Here is a 25,599-nt window from a genome sequence, read left to right on the forward strand (position 1 = left end):
CCCTAGAATGGGTCCGATATGGCTCGGACCCGTGACCACGACGCCTGCCCCGGCGCGCTGACCGTGCACCAGGCCGCCGATGGCGCCCTGGTGCGCATCCGGCTGGCCGGCGGCGTGATCACCGCCGCGCAACTCGCGGCCCTGGCCGAGGTGGCCAACGAGTTCGGCTCCCCCGCAATGGAACTCACCTCGCGAGGCAACATTCAGCTCCGGGCCCTCACCGACACCGAAGCCGTCCCCGCCGCGCTGACCGACGCCGGGTTGTTGCCGTCGCCGACCCATGAGCGCGTCCGCAACATCGTGGCCTCACCGCTGTCCGGCCGCGTCGGCGGGCTTGCCGACGTCCGGGGCCTGGCCGGCGAACTCGATTCGGCCATCCAGGCCCAACCGGTGCTCGCCGAACTGCCCGGCCGGTTCTGGTTCAGCATCGACGACGGCCGCGGTGACGTATCCGGATCCGGGGCCGACGTCGGCGTACACGTCCTCGACGGCGATACCGCCGCGCTGCTGCTCGCCGGTACCGATACCGGGGTGCGGCTACCCACCGCCGAGGCCGTCCCGACCCTGGTCGACGTGGCACTACGCTTCGTCGCGACGCGCGGAAAAGCCTGGCGTACAACAGAACTCGATGACACGACGGAGTTGCTCGCGGGGTTGTCCGCCGCCGAGCCGGGCGGCACCCGGTGGCCACCGACCGTGAAGCCGCCGGTCGGCTGGATCGAGCAGCGCGACGGCAGGATCGCACTCGGGGCGGGGCTGCCGCTCGGCGTGCTGGGCGCACGGGAGGCGCAGTTCCTGGCGGCCATCGAGGCTCCCCTGGCGATCACGCCATGGCGCTCGGTTCTGGTGTTCGACCTCGACGAGGGCACCGCCGACGTGGCGTTGCGGGTGCTGGCCCCGATGGGACTCGTGTTCGACGAGAACTCGCCATGGCTCGACGTCAGCGCCTGCACCGGCAGCCCGGGCTGCGCGAAGTCGGCCGCCGATGTGCGCGCCGACGCGGCGCAGGCGGTGAGTAACTCCGCACAGGCCGATGGCGCCGGTCCACGGCGCGACGTCCACCGCCACTTTGTGGGGTGCGACCGCGCCTGCGGCAGCCCGCCCGTCGGCGAGGTGCTGGTGGCAACCGAGGAGGGATACCGACTGCGCAGCCCGTAGGGTTAGCGGGTGCTCGACTACATCCGCGATGCCGCCGAGATCTACCGGCAGTCGTTCGCGACGATCCGCGACGAGGCGGAGCTGTCGCGATTCCCCGCCGACGTGTCGCGCGTGGTGGTACGGCTGATCCATACCTGCGGTCAGGTCGACGTCACCGAGCACGTCGCCTATACCGACGACGTGGTGACCAGGACGTACGCGGCGCTCGCCGCAGGCGCGCCGGTCCTGTGTGACTCGTCGATGGTGGCGGCCGGTATCACCCGATCGCGCCTGCCGGCCGACAACGAGGTGGTTTCGCTGGTGGCCGACAGCCGCGCGCCCGAGCTCGCAGCGCGGCTCGGCAGCACCCGGTCGGCCGCGGCGGTCGATCTGTGGGCGGACCGGCTCGACGGTGCGGTGCTGGCGATCGGCAACGCGCCGACGGCGCTTTTCCGGCTGCTGGAATTGCTCGACGACGGGGCGCCGACGCCTGCCGCGGTGCTCGGCGGGCCGGTCGGCTTTGTGGGCTCGGCGCAGTCCAAGCAGGAGTTGATCGACCGTCCCCGTGGGATGTCCTACCTGGTGGTCACCGGCCGGCGCGGAGGCAGCGCCATGGCCGCGGCCGCCGTCAACGCGATTGCGAGTGAGCGGGAATGACTTCAAGAGGAGTGCTGTACGGCGTCGGTCTCGGGCCCGGCGATCCTGAGCTGGTGACGGTCAAGGCCGCCCGGCTGATCGGCGAAGCCGATGTCGTCGCTTACCACAGTGCCCGGCACGGCCACAGCATCGCCAGGAGCATCGCTGAGCGCTACCTGCGGCCGGGGCAGCTCGAGGAGCACCTCGTCTATCCCCTCACCACCGAGACCACCGACCATCCCGGTGGCTACGCCGGGGCGATGGAGGATTTCTACACCGAGGCCGCCGAGCGGATCGCGGTCCACCTCGAGGCCGGGCGCGACGTCGCGTTGCTTGCCGAGGGCGACCCGCTGTTCTACAGCTCGTACATGCACATGCACACCCGGCTCACGCAGCGATTCGACGCCGTGATCGTGCCTGGCGTGACGTCTGTCAGCGCCGCGTCTGCCGCCATCGGCACGCCACTCGTGCAGGGCGATGACGTGCTGACCATTTTGCCCGGCACTCTGCCGGAGGACGAGCTCAAACGGCGGCTGGCCGACACCGACGCCGCCGTGGTGCTCAAGCTGGGCCGCTCCTATACCCGGGTGCGCGAAGCACTTTCGACGACGGGCCGGCTCGATGAGGCCTATTACGTCGAGCGGGCCAGCACGCAGCGCGAGCGGGTGACACCCGCGGGCGAGGTCGACGCCGCCAAGGTGCCGTACTTCTCGCTGGCGATGATCCCGGGCGGCGGGCGTCGCCCGGCGACCGAGGGCAGCGTGGTCGTCGTCGGCCTCGGCCCCGGTGACTACGACTGGATGACCCCGCAGAGCCGGCGCGAACTCGCGGCCGCGACGGACCTGATCGGCTACGGCCCCTATCTCGACCGGGTGGGTCTGCGGCCCGGGCAACGGCACCACCCCAGCGACAACACCGATGAGCCCGAACGCGCGCGGCTCGCGTGCACGTTGGCTCAACAGGGCCGTGCGGTCGCGGTCGTGTCGTCCGGCGATCCGGGCGTGTTCGCCATGGCCACCGCGGTGCTCGAGGAGGCAAAGCAATGGCCGGGCGTCGAAGTGCGGGTGATTCCGGCGATGACGGCCGCCCAGGCGGTGGCCAGCCGGGCAGGCGCCCCGCTGGGGCACGACTATGCGGTGATTTCGTTGTCCGACCGGCTCAAGCCGTGGGATGTCATCGTCGACCGACTGACCGCAGCCGCCAAGGCCGACCTGGTGCTCGCCATCTACAACCCGGCGTCGAAGACCCGCACGTGGCAGGTCGGCGCGATGCGCGACATGCTGTTGACCTATCGCGATCCGAGTACGCCGGTGATCATCGGACGGAGTGTTTCGGGTGCGCGGCCCGGACCGGGCGAAAGCGTCCGCGTGGTCCGGCTCGCCGAACTGGACCCCACCGAGGTCGACATGCGCTGCCTGTTGATCATCGGGTCTTCCCAGACGCAGTGGTACAGCGACACCTCCGACGGCAAGACCGAGGAACGCGTGTTCACCCCACGCAACTATCCGGACTGACTGCCGTCGATTTTTATTGACTGCTGTCAGAAAGCCGATTAGTGTCCGGCGTCACACCAGTCGAATGGGAGACGCGTGGCACAGCAGGGTGCATCGGTGCGATCGCCGATCGATCGGCGCCAACCTCAGCGCAGCGACCAACGCCGCACCGCAATATTGGATGCTCTCAACGAGCACTTGATGCAGACCGGCTTCGACGCGCTCAACATCGCCGAGGTCGCGCGGCAGGCCGGGGTCGGCCGATCGGCTTTCTACTTCTACTTCGAGAACAAGGCGGCCGCGGTGGCCGCCCTGCTCGAGCCCATGCACGATGCGCTGTTCGCGGCCAACAACATCCTCGCCGACACCACGGCACCGCCGCGGGTCCGGATACACGACACGCTTGACGCGGTGCTCCGGACCGCCGAAGACCACCGCTACCTGTTCCGCGCGATGTTGGAGGCCCGCGGGGTCAGTCGCGCGGTGCGAGACATGTGGGACCAGGCTCGTGAGTCGTTCGTCCCCACCGTCGCTGCGGTGATCGCCGCCGAACGCGCGAGCGGCCGCGCCCCGGACGGCACGGATGCGCAGGTGCTGGCGAGCCTGCTGATGGAGTTCAACGACCGGCTGCTGGAGCGGCTCATCATCGGCGGTCCGCTGACGCGCCGACAACTGCTGGAAGGTGCGGAGGCGATGTGGATGGGCGCGATCTACGGTACGACGAACGATCGGGATACGGCACGATGACCGCGGCGGTGTCCATCCCGAGCCGACCGGCCGATGTGACGGCTGCGTGGCTGTCGACGGTCCTGCGCGCCGACGTCAGTTCGGTCACGACCGCCCCGATCGGGACCGGTCAGACCGGCGCCACCTATCGGGTTTCGGCCACCTACGCTGACGAGAACCCCGATTTGCCCGCGAGTTTCGCGATCAAGCTGCCCTCGCAGGACGAAACCGTGCGCGATCGCGTGACCATCGGATACCGCTCCGAGCATGCCTTTTACACCAATGTCGCACGCCACGTGCGCATTCCGGTACCGCACTGCCATCACTGTGAGATCGCCGCCGAGGGAGCCGATTTCGTGCTGCTGCTGGCCGATATGGCGCCAGCCGTTCAGGGCGATCAAATCGCCGGCTGCACGCGCGATGAGGCCGCGCTCGCCGTGCGGGCACTGGCCGACCTGCACGGGCCGACGTGGTGCGATCCGCAGTGGGCGAACTTCCCCGGCATCGCCATGCCCAAGCCCGAGCCGGACTCGGCGAAGGGTTTCGGCGACGTCGCAAAGATGGCCGCGGATATCACCCTCGACAAACTGGGTGATCGCATGAGCCCCGAGAATCGCGAAACCCTGGCTGCCGCAATGGCCGTGGTGACCCCGTGGCTGCTGGCCGAACCGGACCGGTTCGCGGTGTTGCACGGCGACTACCGCCTCGACAACATGCTGTTCGACCCCGACCGCACGCGCATCACCATCGTCGACTGGCAGACGCTGGGTTCCGGGTTGCCCACCCGCGACCTGTCGTATTTCACCGCGACCAGCCTGCTGCCCGAGATCCGGGCGGCGGTCGAAGCAGATCTGGTCGACGAATACCACCGCACGTTGCGCGGTCACGGCGTCACCGGATACGACCGCGAAACGTGCTGGAGCGATTACCGATTGGGCATGCTGCAGGCTCCGCTGATCACCGTCTTGGGTTGTGCGTTCGCGACGTCGACCGAACGCGGTGACGACATGATGGTGGTGATGGCCGAACGCGGGTGTCAGGCTATCCGTGAACTCGGCACGCTCGACCTCATCGCAGCCCTCTGACCCACGTCTGCGCTTCGTCGACCGTCGCCACGGATCGCACGCCCTCCGGCAGCGGAGGCCGGTCAACCATCACCACGGCAACCCCGGCCGTGGCCGCGGCCCGCAACTTCGGCTGGGTCATGTCGCCGCCGCTGTTCTTGGTGACCAGGGCGTCGATGCCGTGCTCGCGCAGTAGCGCCAACTCGCCCTCGTAGTGATAGGGCCCGCGGGACAACACCAACCGATGGCGGGCCGGCAGAGTTTCGGCGTCCGGCTTCGTGACGGCCCTGATCAGAAACCAGGCGTCCACATCACGGAAAGCCGCGGTGCCCGAACGCCCGGTGGTCAGAAAGACCCGGGAAAATCGCCGTCGCGTAACCACATCCGCGGCCTCGGTGTCAGATCCCACCAGTATCGCGTCCCCGGGCGGCCAGGCCGGCCGGGCCAGCACCAGATGCGGTAGCAGCAACTCGGCGCACACCTGCGCCGCATGCGCGGTGATGGTCGCCGCGAACGGATGCGTGGCATCGACGACGCCGTCGACGGCGGAATCCAGCAGCCAACGACGCATCCCGTCGACGCCGCCGAACCCGCCGATGCGGACCTCGCCCACCGGCAGCGCCGGATCGGGCACGCGTCCGGCCAGCGAGCTGATCACCTCGACGTCGGGGTGCAGCGCGGCGGCCAGCGCGCGCGCCTCCCCCGTCCCACCGAGCAGCAGGATCTTCATCGGTGATCAGTGCCTGCTGCCGCGGCGCCGGTCCGACGAATACAGGTAGCTGTCCGTGAAACCCTCCGCGGCGAGCACGTCACCGACGACGATCACCGCCGTGCGCGTCACCTGCGCGGCGTGCATCTTGTCGGCGATGTCGGCCAGGGTGCCCCGCAGGACGGTTTCCTCGGGCCAGCTGGCGAAGGCGACCACCGCACAAGGAGTTTCGGGCCGATACCCGCCGTCGACGAGCTGTGGCACGATGGCATCGATCTGAGCTGCCGCCAGATGCAACACCAGCGTCGCCCCCGGCCGCGACAGCGTGCGCAGGTCCTCACCCTCCGGCATCGCGGTCGACAACGTGGCGACCCGGCTCAGCGTGACGGTTTGCGCGACACCGGGAACCGTGAGTTCGCGGCCGAGCACCGCGGCGACGGCCGCGAAAGCCGGTACGCCCGGCACGATCTCGTACTCGATGCCCAGTGCGTCGAGCCTGCGGCATTGTTCGGCCAGCGCGCTGTAGATCGACGGATCTCCGGAGTGCAGACGCGCGACATCGAGACCGGCGCGGTCCGCCGCGACCAGTTCGTCGACGATCTGGTCGAGGTTCAGCGGCCCAGTGTCCACCACCTTCGCGTCGGCCGGGCAGAGCTCGAGAAGGTCGGCAGGCATGATCGAGCCCGCATAGAGGCATACCGGGCAGGTGCTGAGCAGTCGCTGCCCGCGCACGGTGATGAGATCGGCGGCACCCGGTCCGGCACCGATGAAGTACACCGTCACGGCTTGACCACCGACCACTGCGTCACGGGCAGCGCCGGACGCCACGCGGTGAACCCACCGATCGCGCCGCCCTGATAGTGCTGATACCGCCGCAAATCGCCACCCTCCTTCGAATACCATTGCGCGACAAGCGCTTCTGACTCAACCGTGACAGCGTTGACCACCAGCCTGCCGCCGGTGGGCAGCCGCTCGTAGCATGCGTCGACCAGACCTGGCTGGGTGACGCCGCCGCCGATGAAGACCGCGGCCGGCTGGTCCGCGCCGTCGAAGGCCGCAGGTGCCCCGTTCCGCAGCTCGACCCTGGACCCGAATGCGGCCACATTGCGGGTGATCCGGCTGCGCCGTGCGTCGTCGCGTTCGAATGCGATTGCGCGACACCCCGGTCCGCTTCGGCACCACTCGATCGCGACGCTGCCGGATCCGGCACCGACATCCCACAACAATTCCCCGGGGCGCGGCGCGAGCGCGGCCATGGTGACCGCGCGCATGGCCTGCTTCGTGATCTGCCCGTCGTGGTCGAAGACCTCGTCTGGCAGGGTCGCCAGCAACCGGTCGTCGGGCAGATAACGAACGGCCATGACGTTGAGTGCGTCGACGTCACGCGGCGGGCGCATCGCCCACTCACGCGCGGAAGCCGAGCGGCGCAGTTCCCTCGGCCCGCCGAGCTGTTCGAGCACCGTCAGCTCCGAGTCGCCACGGCCGGACTCGGACAACAACTTCGCCAGGGCGGCCGGGCTGGTGCTGTCGCGCGACAACACCACCGCCTGGCCACCGCGACGCACCGCCGTGTGCGGCAGGGCGGTGACCAGGCTGATGATCTCGGTGTCCTGCACCGACCACCCCATCCGCGCGCACGCCAGCGTCACGCTCGACACGTGCGGCAGCACGGCGACTGCGTGCGGACCGTACATCCGGATGAGCACGCTTCCGATGCCGTGCAGCATGGGGTCACCGCTCGCCACCACGTGAACATCACCGTCGACGCCGTCCAACAGCGTGCGCAGCGCGGGCAGCATCGGTGACGGCCAGGTCCGGCGGTCTGTCGTCACGGAGTCGTCGAGCAGTTCTAGCTGCCGTCGCGACCCGTAGATCACCTTCGCTCTGGCCAACTCCGCGCGCGCGGCCGCCGACAAGCCGGTCATGCCGTCGGCCCCGATCCCCACCACGATGATCATCGGGGCATCCTCCGCCAGATCGTCTGCGGCACAAATCGCGTCAGGAAGATCATCGGCCGGATGGCCCACGGCACCCACACCGCACGCTTGCCGCGGGCAAGCGCCTTCGCGACCGCATCGGCGACCTGGGCCGGCGTGCTGGAGAACGGCGCCGGATCCATGCCCTCGGTCATCCGCCCGATCACGAACCCCGGCCGCACGATCAGGAGCTGCGCGCCGGTGCCGTGAAGCGCATCGGACAGGCCACACGCGAAACCGTCGAGCCCGGCCTTGGCCGACCCGTAGACATAGTTGGCGCGGCGCACCCGCGCTCCGGCGATCGAGGAGAACACCACGAGCTGACCGCGTCCGGCGGCGCGCATGCGCTGCGCGAGCACGGTCAGCAGGCTGACCTGGGCGACGTAGTCGGTGTGGACAACGGCCACCGCGTGCGCGGCATCGGCCTCCGCCCTGGCCTGATCCCCGAGCACCCCGAACGCCAGCACCGCGGTGTCGATCCGGCCGTGCGCGGACTCGATCGCGTCGATGAGCCCCGCGTGCGATCCGACGTCGTCGGCGTCGAACTCGCACGTGTGCACGGCCGCGGCACCCGCGCCGCGCACCGCGTCGACCTGCTGGGCGAGCCGGTCGGCGCCTCGGGCGGCGAGCACCACGGTGGCCCCCGAGGCCAGCCGAACTGCGAGTTCGGTGCCGATCTCGCTGCGGCCACCGAAAATCACCACGACACGACGATCCGTGTCAGCCGTGTCATTCATGGCAGCGATTATGTCCTGCGCTAGTTTGGACATCGATGGCGAAGGCAACCACCCGGCTCACCAACGACGCGCTGGCGTTTCTCACCGAACGCCATCTCGCGATGCTGACCACACTGCGCTCGGACAATTCCCCGCACGTCGTGGCCGTCGGGTTCACCTTCGATCCCAAGACGCATATCGCCAGGGTCATCACCACCGGCGGATCTCAGAAGGCCGTCAACGCCCACGAGCGTGGCGTCGCGGTACTCAGCCAGGTTGACGGCGCCCGATGGCTGTCATTGGAGGGCAAGTCCACCGTCAGCACCGATGCCGACGCGGTACGTGACGCCGAGCTGCGCTACGCGCAGCGCTACCGGACCCCACGAGTCAATCCGCGGCGCGTCGTGATCGAGGTCCGTATCGAACGTGTGCTGGGCTCCTCGGAACTGCTCGACCGCGGCCCTGCCTGAGATCAACCGGCCGGACCCTATCGCACGGGCACCACGACGAGATCGTGCGACTGGTTGTTGACCGACAGCGCCCCGTCTTCGGTCACGATGACGATGTCCTCGATGCGCGCACCCCACTGCCCCGGGAAGTACACACCTGGCTCGACGCTGAACGCCATGCCTGCCTCGAGCGGCAGGTCGTTGCCCGCCACGATGTAGGGCTCCTCATGCACCGACAGGCCGATGCCGTGCCCGGTGCGGTGCACGAACGCGTCGGCCATCCCTTCGGCGGCGAGCACGTCCCGCGCCGCGGCGTCGACCTGCTCGGCGGTCACCCCGGGCCGCACCGCGGAAACGGCGGCCGCCTGAGCACGCTGCAGGACCGCGTAGCGGCGCGCCACCTCGGGGTCGGGATCACCGATGCTGTAGGTGCGGGTGCAGTCGGAGTTGTAGCCGGGCTCATAGGGACCGCCGATGTCGACGACGACGATGTCACCCTTCTTCAGCTCGCGGTCCGAACATTCGTGGTGCGGATCGGCACCGTGCGGGCCGGAACCGACGATGATGAACGCCACCTCCGAATGCCCCTCGGCGACAATCGCTTCGGCGATGTCGGCGGCCACGTCGGCCTCGGTGCGGCCCGGAACGAGGAATTCGGGCACCCTGGCGTGTACTCGATCGATCGCCGCGCCCGCCTTACGTAGGGCGTCGATTTCGGCGGCGTCCTTGATCATGCGCAGCCGTCGCAGCACATCGGTCGCGAGCACGGGTACGACGCCGAGTATCTCTGCCAGCGGAAGCAGGTGCAGCGCAGGCATGGAATCGGTCACCGCGACCGCGGCGGGCCCGCCCCCGAGTGCGTCGGCCACGAGCCGGTACGGGTCGTCACCGTCGACCCAATCAGCCACCGCGACACCGAGTTCGGTGACCGCCGACTCCTTGAGGGAGGCCAGTTCCAGACGCGGCACCACGATCGTGGGGTCCCCATCGGCGGGCAACACGAGAGCCGTGAGCCGTTCGAACGTCTGGGCCCGCGAGCCGACCAGATAGCGCAGATCATAACCAGGGGTGATGACCAGCCCGGCCAGGCCGGCGTCGGCGGTGGCGGCCGCGGCCATCCGGAGCCGCTTGGCGTAGACGTCTGTACTGAATCGGCTGAGGGTCATGGCATCGAGGCTAATCCCTGCCGACCCGCTACTGTCGCTGGAATGTTGCGTGATATCCGCGACCTCGCCGCCGACCCCGATGCGTATGCGGCCGAACTGCGCCGGCGCTGGGGCGGGCTGCTGAGCTACCGGTATCTGGGCCGTACGTACTCGTCGATGGATCTCGGCCCCGCCGACGACACCGTCACCCTGCGGCGCGACATGCGCAACCCGAGCGGCGGACTTCTCCTGGCGGTCCTCGGCATCTCGTCGCCCGAGGGCGGCGGGATGTCCGACCTCGAAGCGGTGCCCAATCCGGTGATCCACTCGTGCCACATCCTCGACCCCGGGCTCGATGTCCGCCGCATCCGGGTCGATTCGGAGGTGCTCAGACGCGGCAGGCAGATGGGCTACAGCCGGTCGGTCATTTTCGACGCCGATCGGCCCGACCGCGTCATCGCGCTCACCGAAGGTCAGGGCGTGGCGATCGGCAGCCCGCCGGACGGTCTGCAGAAGATGCCGGTCGATCCGATCGACGTCGTCGACGGGCCGGATCTGCCGCCGCTGTGGCAGGTGTTCGGCGGCAACAAGCGGCCCGACGGTCATTGGGCGCTGCCGGAGTTGACGGTCGAAGTAGCCTCACCGGATGCCGCCCTGCATATCGGACCGCAGTTCGTGATCCTGGAGACCGCCGCGTCGGACAGCGCTGCCGGCGTCGCAGAAACCGATGCACTGCAAGGTGTTTCGTCGCACGTGATGTTCCTGGCCCGCGGCAAGACCGGTCCGTTCCGCGTCGACACCCAGCCACTGGTCGGCGCTGACGGCACCATCGCCGTTCGCGCGACCCTCCACGACGAGGGCGCCGACGGCAAGGCCGTCACCGCGGCCTCCTACCTGTTCCGGAGGATCAATTGAGCTCTGTCCTGCTGCTCGACGGCGCCAGCATGTGGTTCCGCTCGTACTTCGGCGTGCCTTCGTCGATCAAGGCGCCCGACGGCCGGCCGGTGAACGCCGTCCGCGGCTTTCTGGACTCGATCGCCACCCTGGTCGGCCGGGAGCGGCCGTCGCGCCTGGTGGTGTGCCGTGACGACGACTGGCGGCCGCAGTGGCGGGTTGAGCTGATCCCGTCCTACAAGGCTCACCGAGTGGCCGAGCCGGAGCCGGACGGGGTGCCCGACATCGAAGAGGTTCCCGACGACCTCACGCCTCAGGTCGGCATAATCATGGAGTTGCTGGATGCGTTCGGCATCCCGACGGCCGGCGCTGCGGGATTCGAGGCCGACGACGTGCTGGGCACGCTCGCCACCCGCGAACAACACGATCCCGTCGTGGTGGTCAGCGGCGACCGCGACCTGCTGCAGCTCGTGCGCGACGACCCGAAGCCGCCGGTGCGGGTGCTCTACATCGGGCGGGGCCTGGCCAAGGCCGCGAAGTTCGGCCCCGGCGAAGTGGCCGAGCAGTACGGCGTGCCGATCGACCGCGCCGGTGCGGCGTACGCCGAGCTTGCGCTGCTACGCGGCGATCCGTCCGACGGGCTGCCCGGCGTTGCCGGGATCGGCGAGAAGACCGCGGCCTCGCTGCTCGCCCGCTTCGGCTCGCTGAGCGCCATCCAGGCGGCCGCCGACGACCCGAAATCCAGTCTGTCGAAAGCACATCGGACGAAGTTGCTCGCCGCCGCCGACTACATCGCGGCGGCCGAGCCCGTGGTGCGGGTGGCCACCGATGCGCCCGTCAAGCTGTCGACCCCGACGGACGTGTTACCGCTGGCCGCCGGCGACCCGGGAAGGGTCGCCGAGCTGGCCGCGGCATACGGTGTGAGCTCCTCGATCAGCCGACTGCAGACGGCCCTGGACCAACTGCCCGGCTGAGGGCTACTTGGGCCGGCCGACCTCGTAGGTGCCGTCGTCGTTCTGGAACGTGACCGTGACCTGACGCTTGGTGCCGTCGATGCTGACCTCACACGTGAAGGTGTCACCCTTCTTCACCGTGGGGTTCTCGCCGTCGTTGCACTTGACGTCCTTGACGTTCTTGGCGCCGTAACCGTTGGTCTCGTCGGTGAGGATCTGCTGAACGCCGCTCTGGGCCTTGTTGATGTCGAGTTGGGTCGTGACAGCCCACCCGGGCAGCCAGAACGCGGTGACCGCCACGGCGATGATCACGAGAGCGACAAGACCGCCGACGATTCCGCCGATGACACCCAGCGACCGCTTGGAACCTTCGGTGGCGCCGGGCGGGGTGTACTGACCGAACTGACCCGGCTGGCCGAACTGCCCGGGCTGGCCGTACTGCGGTTGCTGACCGTATTGGCCCGGTTGGCCGTACTGACCAGGCTGGCCGTATTGGCCGGGCTGACCCGGTTGACCGGTTTGGCCCGGCTGGCCGTACTGGCCGGGGTATCCCTGCTGCTGGCCGAACTGCTCGGTCGACGGGTACTGCGGCTGCTGCGGCTGCTGTCCGTACCCTTGCTGCGACGGCTGCTGGTACTGCGGGTACTGCTGCTGCGGTTGCTGGGTGTATGCGGGCGGCTGCCACGCGGGAGTGTGGGTGGTCGGGTCATCGGAGCCCCCGGCCGGCGGTTGCCACGCCTCGCCGCCCGACGGCTGATCCCTGCCGGGCTCCGGTTGCTGACCGGGCCACGGCTGCGAGGGATCAGATCCCTGCGGTCCGCTCATGATTCTCCTTGATCTGAGTTCGCTATCACCGTTGCCACACACTACCCCGCATCAACAGCCACGACGCCGCGTCGAACATCGTTGATGGCGCGTTTCGCGGTATTGCGCAGCGCGGGTGTGGGCGCCGCGTTGCGCACCTGGTCGAGCAGATCGAGGACCTGACGACACCACCGCACGAAATCGCCTGCGGGCAACGGCGAGCCCGAACCGGCCACGTCCGAAGCCGCGAGTGCGGTTGCCAGGTCACCGCTCGTGGCCCAGCGGTAGATCGCCGCGACGAAACCCTCGTCGGGTTCGCGGCTCGGAGCGATGCGGTGGCGCTGCTCGTCGGCGCGTAGATCCGCGGACAAGCGCCGCGTCTGGACCAGCGCACGGCGCAAACCCGCTGTGGGAGCGTCGACTCCGGGCGGGACTCCTGGCGAATCGCCGCGCGACTCGAACAGCACTGCCGAGAGCACGCCTGCCAGTTCGGCCGGCTGCAGCCCGTCCCACGCGCCGTTGCGCAGACACTCGGCCACCAGAAGGTCGCTCTCGCTGTAGATCCGGGCGAGCAACCGGCCGGCGTCGGTCACGCGCTGCTCACCACCATGGGCTTCGATGAAGCCGCGTTCGCTCAGCAGCGCCACGATTCGGTCGAACGTGCGGGCCAGCGAGTTCGTCGCCGCCGCCACCTTCTGCTGGATCTGGGCGTTGTCGCGTTCGATCCGTAGATAGCGCTCGGCGACTCGGACGAGATCGTCGCGGTCCGGCAAATGCTGGGCCGGGTGGCGGCGCAACTGTTCGCGCAGGCCCGCGAGTTCGGGGTCGACGTCACGCTCGGGCGCGCCACGGCGTGATTTGTTCGACGGCACGTCCAGCCCGGCGGCCGCCGATCGCAGCGCCGACGCGAGGTCGCGGCGCACTCGAGGCTGACGATGCTCGACGCGTTTGGGCAGTGTCATCGCGCCGAGCCGGGCGGAGGCTCCGGAGTAGTCCGCCGACGAAATACGGCCTGCCCAACGGTGTTCGGTCAGCACAAGCGGTCGCGGGTCGTCACTGTCGCGGTCGGGTTCGAGCACAACGGCCAGCCCGCCGCGACGACCGTGCGTGATGGTGATGATGTCACCGCGGCGCAGATCGGCCAGCGCATCGTTGGCGGCCTTACGCCGTTGCAGTCGCGATGCCCTCGACTGAGCGCGTTCGCGCTCGGCGATCTTGGCGCGTAACCGCGCGTAGTCGAGAATGGGCGGCTCGATCCAATGCTGGTCGCGCGAGCGTTCGTCGGCGCCGCCGAGTTCGGCGGCGATCTCGGCGAGCATCCGCTCGCCGCGGCTGATGCCGCGCACGAGACCCACCACGGATCGGTCGGCCTGGTATTGCGCGAACGACCGCTCGAGCAGTGCATGCGCCTGCTCTTGGCCCATCTGCTGGACGAGGTTGATCGTCATGTTGTAGCTCGGCGCAAACGAGCTGCGCAGCGGGAACGTGCGGGTCGAGGCCAGGCCGGCGACCTCGGCCGGTTCGGCGGTGCTGTCGTCGGGGCGCCACAGCACGACCGCGTGACCCTCGACGTCGATGCCGCGCCGGCCGGCCCGGCCGGTGAGCTGCGTGTACTCCCCCGGTGTCAACGGCACATGCTGTTCGCCGTTGAACTTCACCAGCCGCTCGAGCACAACCGTGCGGGCCGGCATGTTGATGCCCAATGCCAGTGTCTCCGTGGCGAACACGGCCTTCACCAGACCCGCGGTGAACAACTCCTCGACGGTGTGCCGGAAGACGGGCAGCATGCCGGCGTGATGGGCGGCGAGACCGCGCAAGAGCCCTTCGCGCCATTGGTGATAGTCCAGCACGATCAGATCGGCTTCGGCGAGATCGGCACAACGGCGGTCGACCACCGCGGCGATGGCCGCCCGTTCCTCCTGGGTCGTCAACCGCAGCGGCGAACGTAGGCACTGTTTGACCGCGGCGTCGCACCCGGCGCGCGAGAACACGAACGTGATGGCGGGCAGTAGGCCCGCGGCGTCGAGGCTGCCGATCACATCCGGCCGGCCCGGTGGGCGATAGAGCTGCGGTGGCCGCGCGCGGCCGCGCCCGCGGGGCTGCCAGTCGGCGAGTCGGTCAGCCTCCCGGCGATGGCTGATGTGGCGCAACAGATTCGGGTCGACCAGCATGCTGTCGCTGCCCTCGAACAAGTCGAAGAGCCGCTTACCGACCAGCATGTGCTGCGAGAGCGGAACCGGGCGGTGCTCGTCGACGACGACGGTGGTGTCACCGCGCACGGTCTGGATCCAGCCGCCGAATTCCTCGGCGTTGCTCACGGTGGCCGACAGGCTCACCAGCCGCACATCCTCGGGCAGATGCAGGATGACCTCTTCCCACACCGCGCCCCGCATGCGGTCGGCGAGGAAGTGCACCTCGTCCATGACCACATGGGAAAGCCCGTACAGCGCCTGTGAATTGGCGTACAGCATGTTGCGCAGCACTTCGGTGGTCATGACCACCACGTCGGCGTCGCCGTTGATCGACTGGTCACCGGTGAGCAACCCGATCTTCTCCGCACCGTAGCGCGCGACGAGATCGTTGTGTTTCTGGTTGCTCAGCGCCTTGATCGGTGTGGTGTAGAAACACTTGCGGCCGGCCGCCAATGCCAGGTGCACGGCGAATTCGCCGACCACCGTCTTGCCCGCGCCGGTGGGTGCGCACACCAGGACCCCGTGCCCGTTCTCCAGCGCCTTACAGGCACGCAGTTGAAAACCGTCGAGGGCGAACGGCAGCTGCGCGGTGAACGCAGCCAATTCCCGGCCCAGTTCGCCACGCGACCCGACATCCACGTCAGGTGGCATCTTCGTCGACCGTGAGCCGAGACGGTGCGGAGACCGGACTCGGCGCCTCGATCGGCTCGGCTTCGCCGATGGGCGCCGCCTCGTCCTCGGGTACTTCGAGCGCCTCGCGCCTAGCCTTGCGCTTGTCGTTGAACCGGGCCACCTGGATGGCGAACTCCAACAGCACGGTGAGCGCGCACGCCAACGCGAGCATCGTGAACGGGTCGGAGCCGGGGGTCGCGAACGCCGCGAACACGAACAGGCCGAAGATCAGGCCGCGCCGCCACGCCTTGAGCCGCTCGTAGGTGAGCATGCCGACCAGGTTGAGCATGATGATCAGCAGCGGGAATTCGAAGCTGATGCCGAACACCAGCAGCAGGTTGATCAGGAACCCGAAGTACTTGTCGCCCGAGAGCGCAGTGACCTGGACGTCGCTGCCGACCGTCAGCAGGAAGCCCAGCGCGGTGGCCAGCACGACGTAGGCCAGCACGGCGCCCGCGATGAACAGAACGGCGCCGAAGCCGACGAACACCATCGCGAACCGGCGTTCTTTCTTGTACAGGCCCGGCGTGATGAACGCCCACAGCTGGTAGAGCCATACCGGACAGGCCAGCACCACCCCGGCCGCCATGGCCACCTTGAGGCGCAGCATGAACTGGTCGAACGGCGCGGTGGCCAGCAGGCGGCACTCCCCGTCGGGCGTGATGCTGGCGCGTGCCGACTCGGGCAGCGCGCAATACGGGCCACGCAGCCATTCACCGAGGCTGTGGAACCCGAAGATGCCGTGGGTGTACCACAGGAACCCGAAGATCGTGGTGACGACGATCGCGGCGACCGCGATCAACAGTCGGTTGCGGAGTTCATGGAGGTGGTCGACCAGCGACATGGTGCCGTCGGGGTTGACCCGCGAACGGCGATGGCGGGGATCGAACTTCTTGAAGATACCGGGGGTCTGCACGTGTGTTGCTTCACCAGGCCTGTGGGAGACGCAGCCTCACGACGCGGCCGGTGACCGCGGTCAGGATGTCGGCCGAGTCAGGCCGTGTGGCGGTCCGGGGACTGCTGCTCGGGAGCAGGCGTCTCGACTCGCTCGGAGGTGATCGGCTTGGCGGGCGCAGCCTCCTCCGCCTTGGACTCGGACTGCATCTCCTTGATCTCGGACTTGAAGATCCGCATCGACTTGCCGAGTGAGCGAGCCGCGTCCGGCAGCTTCTTGGCGCCGAAGAGCAGCACGAACACCGCGATGACAATGACCCAGTGCCAGGGTTGTAGACCACCCAATTTGGTTACCTCCAGACGTCTGCCGCGAGTCTACCCGTGTCCGGCCTCGGCGTCGTAGGCGCGCAAGGCCTCCGCGGCCGAGTGCCGGACCCGTTGCGCCAACGAGTCGGGGGCCAGGACCCGCACCGCCGAGCCGAACCCGAGGACGAATCGCGCCATCCACTCCTCGGAGGCATAGGTCATCGCGGCCTCACAGGCGCCGTCGGGCAATTCGGTGACCACGCGCAGCGGGTAGTAGTCGAACATCCACGCCGCCGAAGGCTCGATCAGCAGTGTCGCCGCGGGCAGCGCCGGATCGGCGTCGAACAACGAGGTATCCGGGCCGGCCTGTACCGCGGGCGGTGGCGGCGCCGCCGGATCGTCGAGCAGGTGGGCATCGACGATCCGGTCGAGCCGGAACAGCCGCACCGCCTCGGCGCTGCGACACCACGCCTCCAGGTAGCTGTTGTCCCCGACCAGCACGACGCGGATCGGATCGACCGTGCGGCTCGTGAGCGAATCACGCGAGGCCGAGTAGTACTCCAGCGTCACCGCGCGACCGTCGCGCACCGCTGCCCGCACGGCAGCGGCCGCACCGGATTCCTCCGGAATGGACTCCTCGACCGCGGCCCGCTGGCTGCCCGCGGCGGACTCGATCTTGGCGATCGCGCTGCGAGCGGCCTCTGGGTCGACCATGCCGGGCACGTCGACCAGGGCCCGCAGCGCGACCAGGACGCCGGTGGCTTCCGTCGACGTGAGCCGCAGCGGATGGTCGACACCCGCCGAGAACGTCACCTCGATCGTGTCGCCGACGAAGTCGAAATCGATGAGATCGCCGGGGCTGTAACCGGGGAGGCCGCACATCCAGAGCTGGTCCAGGTCTGCGTCGAGCTGTTTGTCCGATACGCCCAACGCCGCCGCGGCCTCGGCCCGCGTCACCTTCGGATTCGCCTGGAAGTACGGCACCATGTTGAGCAGCCGAACCAACCGTGTCGACACCTGACTCATGCGCGATCCGCCTCCGGCTCCTCGCTGACCCTCATTATCGGCCGCCTCCTGCCTGCGCCCGCAACCGCGCCACCACCTCGTCACGCAAGGATTGCGGTTCGAGCGCCACCGCATCCGCACCGTAACTGGCGATCTCGCGGGCCAGCCGGTCCGACATCCCGAGATCGACGGTGATCTCCTCGCCCGCACGCCCGCCCAGCGTCCGTGGTGCGGACGCAACGGCCTGACGGCGCAACGCGGTCGCACGGCCTCCGGCGATCCACACCCTGGCCTGTTCCCCGGTCGGCAACTCGGCGACGACCCGGCTGACGATTTCGCGAAGATTCACGCCGTCGGGTTTGCTCACGGCACCGGCGGGACCGACCGGCCTGACCCCGGAGTCGATGCGGGACAGCCGGAACGTGCGGGTGTCGTCGCGGTCGCGGTCATGCCCGACGAGGTACCACCGGCCGCGGTGCGTGACGATGCCCCACGGTTCGACGTTTCGCGTCGTGTACCCGGCGCTGCGCATCGGGCGGTGTTCGAACTGGACGGCGCGGCCGGAATCGATGGCCGACAACAGGATTCGCAACACCTCCTCGGAGCCGCGCAGCCCGGGAAGGGTCGCTGTCGATGCGATGGCGACCCCGGCGTCGTCGGCGTCGACGTCTACCCCGGCGGCCCGCAACTTGAGCAGTGCGCCCTGGGTTGCGGTGACCAGTTCGGGCGACTGCCACAACTGGGTCGCGACGGCCACCGCGGCGGCCTCGTCGGCGGTCAGCTGCACGGGCGGAAGCGCGTACGAGTCCCGGTTGATGCGATAGCCCTCGGTCGGGTCGAACTTCGACACCCGTCCGGTCTCGAGCGGGATGCCCAGATCGCGCAGTTCGTTCTTGTCGCGCTCGAACATCCGGGAGAACGCCTCGTCGCTGGGACTGTCGGCGTAGCCCGCGACACTCGTCCGGATTTTCTCGGCGGGCAGGAAGGTCCGGGTGGACAGCAGTGCGATCACGAGGTTCATCAACCGCTCGACTTTGGAGACCGCCACTCGCAACAGCTTAGGGCGTCGGTTGTCCGCAACCGTAGATCAGTGGGCTCGAAGTGTCGCCGGACAAGGCTCAGCCCGCCGTCCGGCTACATGCTGGCGATGAGCCGCTTGACCCGCTCGTCGACCGACCGGAACGGATCCTTGCAGAGCACGGTTCGCTGCGCCTGGTCGTTGAGCTTGAGATGAACCCAGTCGACGGTGAAATCGCGGCCCGCTTCCTGTGCGGCGCTGATGAACTCGCCGCGCAGCTTGGCCCGCGTGGTCTGCGGTGGCGTGTCGACCGCCGCGTCGATGTCCTCGTCGGTGGTGATCCTGGCGGCCAGACCCTTGCGCTGCAGCAGGTCGAACACTCCGCGACCGCGTTTGATGTCGTGGTAGGCGAGATCGAGCTGACTGATCTTCGGGTCGGACAGCTCCATGTTGTAGCGGTCCTGGTAACGCTGGAACAGCTTGCGCTTGATCACCCAGTCGATCTCGGTGTCGACCTTCGCGAAGTCCTGGCTCTCGACCGCATCGAGCTGGCGGCCCCACAGATCGACCACCTGCTCGATCTGGGTGTTCGGCTCGCGGGTCTGCAGATACTCGACGGCGCGCGTGAAGTACTCGCGCTGGATGTCGAGGGCACTGGCCTGGCGGCCGCCGGCGAGCCGGACGGGACGCCGACCGGTGAGATCGTGGCTCACTTCGCGGATCGCGCGGATGGGGTTGTCGAGCGAGAAGTCGCGGAACGGAACCCCGGCCTCGATCATCTCCAGCACGAGCGATGCGGTGCCCACCTTGAGCATGGTGGTCGCCTCGCACATGTTGGAGTCCCCGACGATGACGTGCAGGCGGCGGTACTTCTCGGCGTCGGCGTGCGGCTCGTCACGGGTGTTGATGATCGGACGACTGCGCGTGGTCGCGCTCGAGACGCCCTCCCAGATGTGCTCGGCGCGCTGGCTCAGGCAGAACGTGGCCGCCTTCGGCGTCTGCAGCACCTTGCCCGCGCCACAGATGAGCTGGCGAGTCACGAGGAACGGCAGCAGCACATCCGATATCCGGGAGAACTCGCCGGCCCGCACGATCAGGTAATTCTCGTGGCAACCGTAGGAGTTGCCCGCCGAATCCGTGTTGTTCTTGAACAGGTAGATGTCGCCGCCGATACCTTCGTCGGCCAGCCGCTGCTCGGCATCGATCAGCAGATCCTCCAGGACGCGCTCACCGGCGCGGTCGTGGGTCACCAGCTGGACCAGGTTGTCGCATTCGGCCGTGGCGTACTCGGGGTGGCTGCCCACATCGAGATACAACCGGGCGCCGTTGCGTAGGAAGACGTTGGAACTGCGGCCCCACGACACCACCCGGCGGAAGAGATAGCGGGCGACCTCGTCGGGACTGAGCCGGCGATGGCCATGGAACGTGCAGGTCACACCGAATTCCGTCTCGATGCCCATGATTCGTCGCTGCACGTTATCGAGCTTACGGGGTGCTTCACAGGAACGGTGGGCAAGGCGTGGTTTGCGCGTCGCCCGAGTCGGCTCAGCCCGGTACGGTCAGCGACCCCGGTGTAACGCCGAGAATCCGTTCGAACGCCTGCAAGTAGGCGCCGAGGACGCGCTGTGCGCGCGGGCCGCTGATGTCGGTTCCACTTCGCCCGTCCTCCTCGATGGCGGTGGCGTAGGCATCGGCCACCACCCCGTCGAGGCCCGCGACGAACATCGCGGCCTCGTGCGGGAACGCGACGTCGAACACACCTTCGTCGCAGCCCTGCCGGATGATCGCTTCGAGCATGGGTGTCGAGATACGCATCGACCCCTGGGCGAGCTTCTGCCGGAACAGCGCATTCTCGTCGCGCCACAGGTGCATGAGCGTTGCCACCGCGATCGGATTGTCGGCCTTCCAAGCGGCCGAGGCGCGCATATACGCGTTGAGCTTGGCGACCGCGCCGAGTCCGGTGTCGTCGACCACTGCGCGCAGCGGCCGAGCCGCGCTGTCGGCGAGCGTGTCGACAATGCCTTCGAGCAGAGCCTGTTTGGAGCCGAAGTAGTGGTAGAGCGCGCCTTTGGAGATCTTCAGCTTGGCCAACACGTCCTCGACGGTCATCTTCTCGTAGCCCTTGTCATGGATGAGCTGCAAGGCGGCGTCGAGAATCTCACCGCGGCGCGCGGCGTACTCCTCCGGCTTCACCCGACGGGCCAAGGCGACCTCCCATTGACGGTTGCTTCGCTACGAGCCTAACCTAAAAATAGACCGTCCGTCGGTTTATCGATAGGAGGCTCATGCCGCACGCAACACTCGAAGCCCGACAGCGCACCAGGGCATTCGCCCGCGTGCTCGGGCCGTTCGTCGCGATCGCGACGCTCATCATCGCCATCCGCCTGCCCGATCTCGCCGGTCTGCTCGGCGGGCTGTTCGACAATGCCGTCCTGCCGTGGATCCTCGGGGCGGCCATGCTCGTGATGGGCCTGGTCGTGATCGCGTTCCACCAGTACTGGTACAGCGTCACGGCGGTGCTGATCTCCCTGTTCGGGTGGTTCGTCGGATTGCGCGGGCTGGCGATGATGGCGATTCCGTCAGCAATCGATTCCGGCGCCACCGCGACCGTCAGCAGCCCGGCCCTGCTCGTGGTCGCCCGGGTCTTCTTTCTGCTGCTGACCGCGATGGGGCTGTGGCTCACCTATGCCGGCTGGCGCCGCGAGACCTTCACGCACTGATCGGCCAACCCGGCACATAACCCGGCGGCGGGGATGAGAATTGAGCGATGTCGTCGAGGTCGTCGCGAAGCGCTCCAGTGGACGGATTCCGACTGGCCTTCGACCGGCACGGCGTCGCGGGCGGCCCCGCCGTGATGCTGCTGCACGGCTGGCCGGGCAACCGGCGCGACCACCGGCACGTCGTGCCGCTGCTCACCGATGTGGCCGATGTGGTCGTGCCCGATCTGCGCGGTTTCGGCGGCTCGGACAAGCATGCGGTGGCCGTACAGCACTTCTACAGCGCCAGCGCCCAGGCCGCGAGCGTGGTGGGTCTCATCAACGAGCTCGGCCTTCACGACGTGGTGCTCGCGGGTTACGACGTCGGCAGCCGGGTCGCCCAGAGCGTGGCCCGCATGCATCCACACCTGGTCAAGGCACTCGTGCTTTCGCCGCCCCTGCCCGGCGCAGGGGACCGTGTGCTGAGCCCGCACGCCATGCACGAGTTCTGGTACCAGGCGTTTCACCAGCTGCCGATCGCCGACCGCATGATCGACGGCAACCCAGACGCCGTGCGCGAGTACCTGCGGTACTTCTGGGACCACTGGTCGGGTCCGGCGTTCCACGTCTCCGAAGACGACCTGGACCGCCTCGTCGCCGACTACGCCCTACCCGGCGCGTTCACCGCGTCACTGAGCTGGTACCGCGCGGGGGCCGGCACAGTCGCGCAGTCACTCACCGAGCTGCCACCGGGCCGCGCCGTCAAGATCCACGCCAGTACCGACGTGCTGTGGCCGCAACACGATCCGCTGTTCCCACAGACTTGGGCCGACCGGCTCGAGCATTACTTCGTCGACGTCCGGCTGCACGAGGTCAATGGCGCAGGCCATTTCACGCCGATCGAATGCCCGGAGGAGTTCGCCGCGCTCATCCGCGGGGCGGTCAGCTGACCGGGGACTTCAGTCCGTCCAGCACGAAGCCGAGATGACGGCGCCAGACGGCGTCGCGCCCGTCGGCCATCGCGATCACCTTCGACATCGCCCACATCAGCGTCGCGAGGTCGTCGGTGCCGAAGTCGGCGCGAAGCACTCCGGCATCCCTGGCGCGCTCGACCACCGCCTCCAACAGGCCACCGGCCCGCCCGCACTCTCCGGCGACGTCGACCGAGCCCACCGGGTTGCGGGCTATCGCGTCGTTGATGCTGCGATCGGCGGCCTGCATCGAGAACAGGCCGTCCAGGAAGCCGGTGAATCCCCGCCATGGATCGGGATCGTCGAGAGCGTCGCGCGCCATCCGGTCGATGGCGGCCAACCGGTCCGGCAACACCGCATCGAGCAAGGCACCGCGATTCGGAAAGTGGTTGTAGAGGGTTCCGATACTCACCCCTGCGCGGCGCGCGATCTCGTCGAGCGGCACGTCGACGCCGCGCTCGGTGAACAGTCCGGCTGCGGCCGTCACCAACCGGTCCCGATTGCGGACCGCATCCGCACGCATCGCCGACACCCGCCCAGCATAGCGAAGTTGAGGCGGTCCTCACCTTGTGGTACTAAGTTGAGCATGACCTCAACTTCTTCTCCGGTGCTGGTAGTCCTCGGGGTAGGACCCGGCCTCGGCATGTCCGTCGCGCACCGCTTCGGCGCCGATGGCTACCGCGTGGCCCTGATTTCGCGTTCCCCGCAACGACATTCGGCCTACCTGGCGACGCTGGCCGACAAGGGCGTCGAGGCGGCCGCCTATGTCGCCGATGCCAACGACCCGGTCCAGTTGCGCACTGCGCTCGACGCAGCGCGCCAACGGTTCGGGCGCATAGACGTGGGTTACTACGGTCCGGCCGCATTCGAGACGGCGCCAACGGGCGACATCGCCGACCTCGATGCCGCGGGCGCGAAGGCCGCGCTCGACGGCGTCGTACCCGCGGTCGACTTCGCATCCCAGCTGCTGCCGGAGATGCGGCAGCGAGGCGACGGCGGGCTGCTCTTCGCCGGTGGGCTGAGCAGCGTGGTGCCGATGCCCCCGCTGGGTGGGCTGGCGCTTGCGGCGGCGGCCCTACGCAATTACGCCGTCACTCTCCACGCGGCGCTGCGACCCGCCGGAATCTATGCGGGCACGATCACCATCGGCGGCCTGATCGAGCGCGGCGACATCCACCGGGCGATGGCCGGCAACGAGAACTTCGCCGGCGCGACAACGGGCACCTTGAATCCCGACGATCTCGCCGAGCGGATCTGGCGCCTCTACCGCGAGCGCACGGAGGCCGAAGAGGTCGTCAACCTACTCGCCTGACGGCTTCTCGTCGCCCGCCGGCTGCGAATCCGCTTCTGGCAGTAAGGCTTCCAGCGCAGGACCGGTGATCCGGCGGAACGCGCGGCGGGGGCGCTTGGCATCGAGCACCGCGACCTCGAGCGTGGACGGGCCAAGTGTGCGGGGCTCCGACCCATTGCCGCTCGCGCTCAACGCCGCGACGGCGATCTTGACGGCCGCGGCCAGGTCGGCGTTCTCGACGTAGGACTCCCCGAGAGCAGTCGAGATCGGCTCGGTGGTGCCGCCCATCACGACGAAGTGCGGCTCGTCCGCGATCGACCCGTCGTAGGTGATGCGGTAGAGCTCGGGTGCCTTCGTCTCGCCGTAGTGCGCGACCTCGGCCACGCACAGCTCGACCTCGTACGGTTTGGCCTGTTCGGTGAAGATGGTGCCGAGCGTCTGCGCGTACACGTTGGCGAGCTGGCGGCCCGTCACATCGCGACGGTCGTAGGCATACCCGCGCGTGTCGGCGAACTGGATTCCGCCGCGGCGCAGGTTGTCGAACTCGTTGAAGCGGCCGACCGCGGCGAAGCCGACCCGGTCGTAGAGTTCGCTGACCTTCTGCAGCGACCGCGAGGGATTCTCCGCGACGAACAACACGCCGCTGTCGTAAGCCAGCGCGACCACGCTGCGGCCGCGGGCAATTCCTTTGCGCGCGAGCTCGGAACGCTCACGCATCGCCTGCTCGGGCGAGATGAAATAGGGAAAGCTCATCAGCCCTCACCGCCTGTCCGCGTGCGGCGGGTGATGACCTCGCGCGCGAGTTCGGCGATACGCTCCTCGCCGATCTCGACCGCCCCTTCGGCACCGATGGTCACCGCGGTCGGATAGATGCCGCGCACCAGGTCCGGCCCGCCGGTCGCGGAGTCGTCGTCGGCCGCGTCGTAGAGCGACTCGATGGCCACGCGCAGGCCGGAATCCGCGTCGACCACTTGCGGATAGAGCTTCTTGATCGAGGACTTCGCGAAGATCGAGCCGGAGCCCACGGATTGGTAACCCTCTTCCTCGATGTTCCAGCCGCCGGCGGCGTCGAACGACACGATGCGTCCGGCGTTCTGCGGATCGGGATCGTCGACGTCGTAGCCCACGAGCAGCGGCAGCGCCACGAAACCCTGCAGGGCCGCACCGAGATTGCCGCGCACCATGATGGCCAAGCGGTTCACCTTGCCGCGGAACGTCAGCGCGACGCCCTCGAGCTTCTCGTAGTGCTCGAGTTCGACGGCGTACAACCGGGCGAACTCGACGGCGATGGCGGCCGTACCGGCGATGCCGGTCGCGGTGTAGTCGTCGGTGATGTAGACCTTCTGGACGTCACGACCGGCGATCATGTTGCCCTGCGTCGAGCGGCGATCGCCCGCGATGACGACCCCGCCGGGGTACTTGAGCGCGACGATCGTCGTGCCGTGTGGCACCGCGTTGGTCGGCTGGACGCCATCGGCGACGCGGTTCACGGGTAGCAGTTCGGGCGACTGCCGGCGCAGCAAATCAGAGAAGGACGATAAATCCACAGGTACGGAAGGTGCTCCGAGAGTCGGTTGGGAGAAGGCCAGATGTTCGCGCTTCGGCCAGGTCACTGTCCGCCCTTTTGGACGTACGCGCGGACGAAGTCCTCGGCGTTCTCCTCGAGAACGTCGTCGATCTCGTCCAGCAGGTCGTCGGTCTCTTCAGCGAGCTTCTCGCGACGCTCCTGGCCGGCGGCCGAAGCACCGGGGAGGTCGTCGTCCTCGCCGCCGCCACCGCCACGCTTGGTCTGCTCCTGAGCCATCGCTGCCTCCTGCAATTGTCATCGGCGGGCTCACTACTGCCCTACCGG

General features: G+C 68.4%; 28 protein-coding genes. 11 read left to right on the forward strand and 17 right to left on the reverse strand.

Annotated elements, in window-relative coordinates:
• Positions 1–18: 18 nt before the first annotated feature.
• From cobG to ACRCUN_RS20325, 5 genes are all read left to right on the forward strand, one after another.
• A complete protein-coding gene (cobG, locus tag ACRCUN_RS20305; RefSeq protein ID WP_462143424.1) occupies positions 19–1,158 on the forward strand; it encodes a precorrin-3B synthase in 1,140 nt (379 codons plus the stop codon).
• A 9-nt stretch (positions 1,159–1,167) separates the two neighbouring features.
• Positions 1,168–1,794: a precorrin-8X methylmutase gene (locus ACRCUN_RS20310; protein ID WP_462143425.1), complete on the forward strand. Its 627-nt coding sequence runs from the start codon at positions 1,168–1,170 to the stop codon at positions 1,792–1,794.
• Positions 1,791–3,287 (forward strand): precorrin-2 C(20)-methyltransferase, encoded by a 1,497-nt coding sequence (locus ACRCUN_RS20315; protein WP_462143426.1) that lies wholly within the window; start codon positions 1,791–1,793, stop codon positions 3,285–3,287. The genes ACRCUN_RS20310 and ACRCUN_RS20315 overlap by 4 nt, the downstream gene beginning before the upstream one ends.
• Positions 3,288–3,383: 96 nt before the next feature.
• Entirely contained in the window at positions 3,384–4,013 is a 630-nt protein-coding gene (locus ACRCUN_RS20320; protein ID WP_462143427.1) for a TetR/AcrR family transcriptional regulator, read from the forward strand.
• The gene (locus ACRCUN_RS20325; protein WP_462143507.1) at positions 4,010–5,077 is read left to right on the forward strand and encodes a phosphotransferase family protein; all 1,068 of its coding nucleotides are present in this window, start codon (positions 4,010–4,012) and stop codon (positions 5,075–5,077) included. The genes ACRCUN_RS20320 and ACRCUN_RS20325 overlap by 4 nt, the downstream gene beginning before the upstream one ends.
• Here the strand turns inward: ACRCUN_RS20325 and ACRCUN_RS20330 are convergent.
• From ACRCUN_RS20330 to ACRCUN_RS20345, 4 genes are read right to left on the reverse strand one after another with little or no spacing between them, the layout of a single operon-like run.
• A complete protein-coding gene (locus ACRCUN_RS20330; RefSeq protein WP_462143428.1) occupies positions 5,061–5,786 on the reverse strand; it encodes a cobalt-precorrin-6A reductase in 726 nt (241 codons plus the stop codon). The two genes, ACRCUN_RS20325 and ACRCUN_RS20330, sit on opposite strands and share 17 nt — an antisense overlap.
• A gap of 6 nt (positions 5,787–5,792) precedes the next feature.
• Positions 5,793–6,548: a precorrin-4 C(11)-methyltransferase gene (gene cobM, locus ACRCUN_RS20335; protein WP_462143508.1), complete on the reverse strand. Its 756-nt coding sequence runs from the start codon at positions 6,546–6,548 to the stop codon at positions 5,793–5,795.
• Positions 6,545–7,723, reverse strand: a complete 1,179-nt coding sequence (gene cbiE / locus ACRCUN_RS20340) for a precorrin-6y C5,15-methyltransferase (decarboxylating) subunit CbiE (RefSeq protein WP_462143429.1) — start codon at positions 7,721–7,723, stop codon at positions 6,545–6,547. The genes cobM and cbiE overlap by 4 nt, the downstream gene beginning before the upstream one ends.
• Entirely contained in the window at positions 7,720–8,478 is a 759-nt protein-coding gene (locus tag ACRCUN_RS20345) for a decaprenylphospho-beta-D-erythro-pentofuranosid-2-ulose 2-reductase (protein ID WP_462143430.1), read from the reverse strand. Before ACRCUN_RS20345 ends, cbiE begins: the two co-directional genes overlap by 4 nt.
• 35 nt (positions 8,479–8,513) lie before the next feature.
• Between ACRCUN_RS20345 and ACRCUN_RS20350 the strand changes: the two genes are divergently transcribed.
• Positions 8,514–8,927 (forward strand): F420-dependent biliverdin reductase, encoded by a 414-nt coding sequence (locus ACRCUN_RS20350; RefSeq protein ID WP_067852867.1) that lies wholly within the window; start codon positions 8,514–8,516, stop codon positions 8,925–8,927.
• Positions 8,928–8,944: 17 nt separating this feature from the next.
• Here ACRCUN_RS20350 and ACRCUN_RS20355 read toward each other — a convergent pair whose 3' ends face one another.
• On the reverse strand, positions 8,945–10,072 hold the full coding sequence (locus tag ACRCUN_RS20355) for a M24 family metallopeptidase (RefSeq protein ID WP_462143431.1): 1,128 nt from the start codon (positions 10,070–10,072) through the stop codon (positions 8,945–8,947).
• 42 nt (positions 10,073–10,114) lie between these two features.
• On the opposite strand from ACRCUN_RS20355, the gene ACRCUN_RS20360 reads away from it, so the two are divergent.
• Together ACRCUN_RS20360 and ACRCUN_RS20365 are read left to right on the forward strand one after the other, a co-directional pair.
• Entirely contained in the window at positions 10,115–10,966 is an 852-nt protein-coding gene (locus ACRCUN_RS20360; RefSeq protein ID WP_462143432.1) for a hypothetical protein, read from the forward strand.
• Positions 10,963–11,919, forward strand: a complete 957-nt coding sequence (locus ACRCUN_RS20365) for a 5'-3' exonuclease (RefSeq protein WP_462143433.1) — start codon at positions 10,963–10,965, stop codon at positions 11,917–11,919. Before ACRCUN_RS20360 ends, ACRCUN_RS20365 begins: the two co-directional genes overlap by 4 nt.
• Positions 11,920–11,922: 3 nt before the next feature.
• Here ACRCUN_RS20365 and ACRCUN_RS20370 read toward each other — a convergent pair whose 3' ends face one another.
• The 8 genes from ACRCUN_RS20370 to ACRCUN_RS20405 form a co-directional block, all read right to left on the reverse strand.
• A complete protein-coding gene (locus ACRCUN_RS20370; RefSeq protein WP_462143434.1) occupies positions 11,923–12,723 on the reverse strand; it encodes a DUF4333 domain-containing protein in 801 nt (266 codons plus the stop codon).
• A gap of 41 nt (positions 12,724–12,764) precedes the next feature.
• Positions 12,765–15,545, reverse strand: a complete 2,781-nt coding sequence (locus ACRCUN_RS20375) for a DEAD/DEAH box helicase (protein ID WP_462143435.1) — start codon at positions 15,543–15,545, stop codon at positions 12,765–12,767.
• Positions 15,535–16,482 carry a twin-arginine translocase subunit TatC gene (gene tatC / locus ACRCUN_RS20380; protein WP_462143436.1) on the reverse strand — a complete coding sequence of 316 codons (948 nt, stop codon included), beginning with the start codon at positions 16,480–16,482 and terminating at the stop codon, positions 15,535–15,537. The genes ACRCUN_RS20375 and tatC overlap by 11 nt, the downstream gene beginning before the upstream one ends.
• A gap of 77 nt (positions 16,483–16,559) precedes the next feature.
• Complete coding sequence (tatA, locus tag ACRCUN_RS20385; RefSeq protein ID WP_067852877.1) at positions 16,560–16,805, reverse strand: Sec-independent protein translocase subunit TatA; 246 nt, start codon at positions 16,803–16,805, stop codon at positions 16,560–16,562.
• Between the two features lie 30 nt (positions 16,806–16,835).
• Positions 16,836–17,792: a helix-turn-helix transcriptional regulator gene (locus ACRCUN_RS20390; protein ID WP_462143437.1), complete on the reverse strand. Its 957-nt coding sequence runs from the start codon at positions 17,790–17,792 to the stop codon at positions 16,836–16,838.
• A 34-nt stretch (positions 17,793–17,826) separates the two neighbouring features.
• Positions 17,827–18,819, reverse strand: a complete 993-nt coding sequence (locus ACRCUN_RS20395) for a helix-turn-helix transcriptional regulator (protein ID WP_462143438.1) — start codon at positions 18,817–18,819, stop codon at positions 17,827–17,829.
• An 86-nt stretch (positions 18,820–18,905) separates the two neighbouring features.
• Positions 18,906–20,264, reverse strand: coding sequence for a Pup--protein ligase (gene pafA / locus ACRCUN_RS20400; RefSeq protein ID WP_462143439.1), 1,359 nt, complete (start codon positions 20,262–20,264; stop codon positions 18,906–18,908).
• Positions 20,265–20,334: 70 nt separating this feature from the next.
• Positions 20,335–20,994: a TetR/AcrR family transcriptional regulator gene (locus ACRCUN_RS20405; RefSeq protein ID WP_462143440.1), complete on the reverse strand. Its 660-nt coding sequence runs from the start codon at positions 20,992–20,994 to the stop codon at positions 20,335–20,337.
• 80 nt (positions 20,995–21,074) lie between these two features.
• Here ACRCUN_RS20405 and ACRCUN_RS20410 point away from each other — a divergent pair, with 80 nt between their 5' ends.
• Positions 21,075–21,509, forward strand: a complete 435-nt coding sequence (locus tag ACRCUN_RS20410) for a hypothetical protein (RefSeq protein WP_462143441.1) — start codon at positions 21,075–21,077, stop codon at positions 21,507–21,509.
• A gap of 47 nt (positions 21,510–21,556) precedes the next feature.
• On the forward strand, positions 21,557–22,435 hold the full coding sequence (locus ACRCUN_RS20415) for an alpha/beta fold hydrolase (RefSeq protein ID WP_462143442.1): 879 nt from the start codon (positions 21,557–21,559) through the stop codon (positions 22,433–22,435).
• On the opposite strand, the gene ACRCUN_RS20420 is transcribed toward ACRCUN_RS20415, so the two are convergent.
• A complete protein-coding gene (locus tag ACRCUN_RS20420; protein WP_462143509.1) occupies positions 22,428–22,979 on the reverse strand; it encodes a TetR/AcrR family transcriptional regulator in 552 nt (183 codons plus the stop codon). The genes ACRCUN_RS20415 and ACRCUN_RS20420 overlap by 8 nt on opposite strands.
• Positions 22,980–23,042: 63 nt before the next feature.
• On the opposite strand from ACRCUN_RS20420, the gene ACRCUN_RS20425 reads away from it, so the two are divergent.
• The gene (locus ACRCUN_RS20425; RefSeq protein ID WP_462143443.1) at positions 23,043–23,768 is read left to right on the forward strand and encodes an SDR family NAD(P)-dependent oxidoreductase; all 726 of its coding nucleotides are present in this window, start codon (positions 23,043–23,045) and stop codon (positions 23,766–23,768) included.
• On the opposite strand, the gene prcA is transcribed toward ACRCUN_RS20425, so the two are convergent.
• Genes prcA through ACRCUN_RS20440 form a run of 3 tightly spaced genes read right to left on the reverse strand, consistent with a single transcriptional unit; the run spans position 23,757 to position 25,551 of the window.
• A complete protein-coding gene (gene prcA, locus ACRCUN_RS20430) occupies positions 23,757–24,500 on the reverse strand; it encodes a proteasome subunit alpha (RefSeq protein ID WP_462143444.1) in 744 nt (247 codons plus the stop codon). The genes ACRCUN_RS20425 and prcA overlap by 12 nt on opposite strands.
• Positions 24,500–25,360 (reverse strand): proteasome subunit beta, encoded by an 861-nt coding sequence (gene prcB / locus ACRCUN_RS20435; RefSeq protein WP_462143445.1) that lies wholly within the window; start codon positions 25,358–25,360, stop codon positions 24,500–24,502. The genes prcA and prcB overlap by 1 nt, the downstream gene beginning before the upstream one ends.
• The gene (locus ACRCUN_RS20440) at positions 25,357–25,551 is read right to left on the reverse strand and encodes a ubiquitin-like protein Pup (RefSeq protein WP_003880265.1); all 195 of its coding nucleotides are present in this window, start codon (positions 25,549–25,551) and stop codon (positions 25,357–25,359) included. The genes prcB and ACRCUN_RS20440 overlap by 4 nt, the downstream gene beginning before the upstream one ends.
• Positions 25,552–25,599: the final 48 nt, after the last annotated feature.

Source organism: Mycobacterium venezuelense, assembly GCF_054919535.1.

Excerpts from the sequence above, each read along its gene's own strand:
- cobG (WP_462143424.1), top strand. The coding sequence starts at position 19 with ATGGCTCGGACCCGTGACCACGACGCCTGCCCCGGCGCGCTGACCGTG.
- ACRCUN_RS20315 (WP_462143426.1), top strand. The coding sequence starts at position 1,791 with ATGACTTCAAGAGGAGTGCTGTACGGCGTCGGTCTCGGGCCCGGCGAT.
- ACRCUN_RS20325 (WP_462143507.1), top strand. The coding sequence starts at position 4,010 with ATGACCGCGGCGGTGTCCATCCCGAGCCGACCGGCCGATGTGACGGCT.
- ACRCUN_RS20330 (WP_462143428.1), bottom strand. The coding sequence starts at position 5,786 with ATGAAGATCCTGCTGCTCGGTGGGACGGGGGAGGCGCGCGCGCTGGCC.
- cbiE (WP_462143429.1), bottom strand. The coding sequence starts at position 7,723 with ATGATCATCGTGGTGGGGATCGGGGCCGACGGCATGACCGGCTTGTCG.
- ACRCUN_RS20345 (WP_462143430.1), bottom strand. The coding sequence starts at position 8,478 with ATGAATGACACGGCTGACACGGATCGTCGTGTCGTGGTGATTTTCGGT.
- ACRCUN_RS20350 (WP_067852867.1), top strand. The coding sequence starts at position 8,514 with ATGGCGAAGGCAACCACCCGGCTCACCAACGACGCGCTGGCGTTTCTC.
- ACRCUN_RS20355 (WP_462143431.1), bottom strand. The coding sequence starts at position 10,072 with ATGACCCTCAGCCGATTCAGTACAGACGTCTACGCCAAGCGGCTCCGG.
- ACRCUN_RS20360 (WP_462143432.1), top strand. The coding sequence starts at position 10,115 with ATGTTGCGTGATATCCGCGACCTCGCCGCCGACCCCGATGCGTATGCG.
- ACRCUN_RS20370 (WP_462143434.1), bottom strand. The coding sequence starts at position 12,723 with ATGAGCGGACCGCAGGGATCTGATCCCTCGCAGCCGTGGCCCGGTCAG.
- ACRCUN_RS20375 (WP_462143435.1), bottom strand. The coding sequence starts at position 15,545 with ATGCCACCTGACGTGGATGTCGGGTCGCGTGGCGAACTGGGCCGGGAA.
- ACRCUN_RS20390 (WP_462143437.1), bottom strand. The coding sequence starts at position 17,792 with ATGAGTCAGGTGTCGACACGGTTGGTTCGGCTGCTCAACATGGTGCCG.
- ACRCUN_RS20410 (WP_462143441.1), top strand. The coding sequence starts at position 21,075 with ATGCCGCACGCAACACTCGAAGCCCGACAGCGCACCAGGGCATTCGCC.
- ACRCUN_RS20415 (WP_462143442.1), top strand. The coding sequence starts at position 21,557 with ATGTCGTCGAGGTCGTCGCGAAGCGCTCCAGTGGACGGATTCCGACTG.
- ACRCUN_RS20420 (WP_462143509.1), bottom strand. The coding sequence starts at position 22,979 with ATGCGTGCGGATGCGGTCCGCAATCGGGACCGGTTGGTGACGGCCGCA.
- ACRCUN_RS20425 (WP_462143443.1), top strand. The coding sequence starts at position 23,043 with ATGACCTCAACTTCTTCTCCGGTGCTGGTAGTCCTCGGGGTAGGACCC.
- prcA (WP_462143444.1), bottom strand. The coding sequence starts at position 24,500 with ATGAGCTTTCCCTATTTCATCTCGCCCGAGCAGGCGATGCGTGAGCGT.
- ACRCUN_RS20440 (WP_003880265.1), bottom strand. The coding sequence starts at position 25,551 with ATGGCTCAGGAGCAGACCAAGCGTGGCGGTGGCGGCGGCGAGGACGAC.